A 3,891-nucleotide genomic window follows, 5' to 3' on the forward strand; every position below is an offset into this window, starting at 1 on the left:
TCATTTATGTTTAAATTACATTTTGCGGAAACTCAAGATAGTTATTGACCTCAGCTGTGAAAATGCCATTGCCGAAGGTGATCCGGAAGGTTCCTTGAACAGTATCGTTTTGTGGGCCGGAACCGGCAGAAGTTATTTTTTACCTTGCGGGATCGGAGAAATTTCGGTACAATGAACTCAGATATTTTGTAGGATAAACGGAAAAAAGAATAAAAATCTGTTACGGAGACAGAGAAGAGGAGGCGGGATATGCGGTGTCAGTTATGTGATGGCCCTGTGGTGGGAGGAAGATGTAAAAGCTGTGGAATGCCGTACAAAAACGACGCGGTACTGTACCATGTAAATGAAGACAGAAAAACTCATGACAGACATGCGTCAGAAAAAGCCAGAGAGGAGCTTCGGAAAAGACTGGCTCCGTCAGAAACGGTAAAAAAGGCGCAGCAGCCTCAGCCGCAGCGTAAGACAACCGGAAACACTGCCGGGAACCAGACGGCTTACAGAGCGCAGAAGCATAAAAAAACTGCAAAGACCGGAACAGTATCTGCTTCTGAAAAAAGGAATACTCTGTCCTCAGAACCGAAAAAAAAGAAAAAACATCAGGGGATTTTTCTGATCCTGTCGTTTCTGATCATATTTTTGCCGGTAATCCAGGGCCTGTGGGATACATGGCGGGAGAACATTCTTCAAAATGATATCTTGGAGCATTATGTGTATGAAACGGACACGGATGAGGAAGTTCTGCCTGTTGACACAGATACAGAATACATAACAGAGCTTTCGGATGATTCCTATCTTTCCTCGTGGATAAATTCAGGAACCGGAAAGATAGAGTATGCGTTAAGCGCAGGTCATGGACAGGCATTTGTGGGGACAGAAATTGAGCCCGGAAAATATATTGTTTATACAAATAAAGAAAAAGTGAAACTGGTACGGGAAGGCGTGGGCGGAAAAGAAATTCATCTTCTGAAAACAGGGGAAGAGGTGGAATTTATCCTGAATGAAGGGGATCTGCTTTATCTGGATGAGTATGAAAATTCCTATGACAGCGTTTATCTGAGCAGAGCAGAATAGAAGCGTCTGTCATTAAAGATGATTTGGAATACATTCTGACCGGGATGCCCGGAATTGAGCTGATATCAACAGAAAGAAAAGGGGGAAATAAAAAAATAAAATACCCCCTTTTCTTTTACATTATATTGTGCTATACTCTCTCTTGCAACACCAGATATGGGGAACGGATTCGACGGGGAGGGTACTGGTAATAAATGTGCGGTTTCCTGCGAACCTAAATAGGAGAAAAATGGTATGATTTATGTAATTAAAAAAGACGGGACAAAAGAAGAATTTAATCCGCAGAAGATCGTGGCAGCAGTAAATAAGTCAGCAGCCAGAATTCTTTATACATTCTCTCAGGAGGAAAAAGATTTTATCTGCCGTTTTGCGCAGGAACATGCGGATTCACTGGGGAAAAATGAGATTCAGATCCAGGAAATGCACAATATTGTAGAAGGCGCTCTGGAAAGAGTAAATCCGGCTGTGGCAAAAAGTTACCGCGATTACCGTAATTACAAGCTGGATTTTATTCACATGATGGATGATGTATATACAAAGAGTCAGGCGATCCGTTACATTGGAGATAAGAGCAACGCCAATACGGACAGCGCCCTTGTTGCAACAAAGAGAAGTCTGATTTTTAACGAACTGAATAAGGAACTTTACCGTAAATTTTTTATGAACCGCAACGAGCTTCAGGCATGCAAGGACGGTTATATTTATATTCACGACCAGTCTGCCAGACTGGATACCATGAACTGCTGTCTTTTTGATGTTGCTTCTGTGCTGAGCGGCGGATTTGAAATGGGAAACGTATGGTACAATGAACCGAAAACTCTGGATACAGCGTTTGACGTTATGGGAGACATTGTTCTCAGCACGGCTGCCCAGCAGTACGGCGGCTTTACTGTGCCGGAAGTAGATAAGATCCTGGCTCCGTATGCAAAGAAGAGCTATGATAAATATGTCCAGGAATTTCTGCAGTACTCAGACAAAAGCTGGACCGGAAGAGAAGAAAAAGCCATTGAGTACGCGCTGGACAAAGTGCGCAGAGACTTCGACCAGGGATGGCAGGGTATTGAATATAAGCTGAATACAGTAGGTTCATCCAGAGGAGATTATCCTTTTGTAACGGTAACTCTTGGACTTGGAACAGGCCAGTTTGAAAAAATGTGCAATATTTCTCTTTTGGAGGTCCACAAGGGCGGACAGGGCAGGGACGGACATAAAAAACCGGTTCTTTTCCCGAAAATCGTATTTCTTTATGATGAAAATATTCATGGACCGGGACAGTGCTGTGAGGATGTATTTGAAGCAGGCGTGGACTGTTCTGCAAAGACAATGTATCCGGACTGGCTTTCCATGTCAGGAAAGGGTTATATTTCCAGTATGTATAAGCAGTACGGAAAGGTGATCAGCCCTATGGGATGCCGTGCCTTTTTAAGCCCCTGGTACGAAAGAGGCGGAATGTATCCGGCAGACGAAAAGGATGTTCCGGTATTTGTAGGACGCTTTAATGTAGGTGCGGTAAGCCTTCACCTTCCTATGATCCTTGCAAAAGCCAGAGCGGAGAGCAGAGATTTTTATGAGGTTCTTGATTTTTATCTGGAAATGATCCGGAACCTGCATATCCGTACTTATGAATATCTGGGGCAGATGCGCGCTTCCACCAATCCTCTTGCTTACTGTGAAGGCGGATTCTACGGCGGACATCTGAAGCCTCACGAAAAAATCGGCAAGATCTTAAAGCCGATGACAGCCTCTTTTGGAATTACTGCGCTGAATGAGCTTCAGGAGCTTTATAACGGCAAATCCATCCGTGAGGACGGACAGTTTGCGTTGGAGGTTCTGAAATATATTAACAACAAAGTAAATCAGTTTAAAGAAGAGGACGGATATCTGTACGCTATTTACGGAACTCCGGCAGAAAGCCTCTGCGGACTTCAGGTAGAGCAGTTCCGTAAGATGTACGGCATTATTGAAGGCGTCTCTGACAGACCATACGTAAGCAACAGCTTCCACTGCCATGTAACAGAGGATGTGACTCCTATTGAGAAACAGGATCTGGAAGGCAGATTCTGGGAACTGTGCAACGGCGGAAAAATCCAGTATGTGCGCTACCCTATCGGCTATAATAAGGAGGCGATCCGTACACTGATCCGCAGAGCTATGGAGCTTGGCTATTATGAGGGTGTCAACCTTTCTCTGGCTTACTGTGACGACTGCGGCCATGAAGAACTGGAAATGGATGTGTGCCCGGTATGCGGTTCCAAAAACCTTACAAAGATCGACCGTATGAACGGTTATCTTTCCTACAGCCGTGTGCATGGAGATACACGACTGAACGAAGCAAAAATGGCGGAGATCGCAGAAAGAAAATCCATGTAAATGTTTAGTTACAATTTAGTTCCGAATATAACAATTTGATTCCGAACAATAGGAAAAATAGAAGGAAATCAAGTTACAATTTAATTCCGAACAGAAAAATGATAAATCATAAAAATTAAGAGAATGCATTTCGGTGCATTCTCTTTTTTGCTGAAAAATTTATCGAAAAAAAGTGAATTGTTATTCAATATATTGTATAATGAAAGTAAGAAATAAGAGCGTGATTTTAAAATAGAATATCTAAAAAAGGAGTGAGTGTCTTCGGCAAAAGTTTATTTAAAATAGCGAATGAACATGAAAGACATGACGGAGAATCAAAGGTTGAATATAAACCTCATATCACAACATCTCAATTTAACAGTATTGGGACGACATCGGTTATAACAGATTGGAAAACAGGTCGTGGTGTTCATTGGTGCTAGAATATAAATAGTACAAGTCAAAATGAGA

The 3,891-nt window shown here is 42.6% G+C and carries 2 protein-coding genes; both read left to right on the top strand.

Features of this window, described 5'->3' with window-relative positions; translation table 11 throughout:
• The first annotated feature begins 249 nt into the window (after nucleotides 1-249).
• Nucleotides 250-1,071, top strand: coding sequence for a hypothetical protein (locus QVP40_RS02040; RefSeq protein WP_022066850.1), 822 nt, complete (start codon nucleotides 250-252; stop codon nucleotides 1,069-1,071).
• Nucleotides 1,072-1,305: 234 nt separating this feature from the next.
• A complete protein-coding gene (nrdD, locus tag QVP40_RS02045; protein WP_022066851.1) occupies nucleotides 1,306-3,441 on the top strand; it encodes an anaerobic ribonucleoside-triphosphate reductase in 2,136 nt (711 codons plus the stop codon).
• Nucleotides 3,442-3,891: the final 450 nt, after the last annotated feature.

Origin of the sequence: Blautia sp. CAG:257, assembly GCF_000433815.1 — a bacterium.
GTDB classification, from domain to species: domain Bacteria; phylum Bacillota; class Clostridia; order Lachnospirales; family Lachnospiraceae; genus Blautia_A; species Blautia_A caecimuris.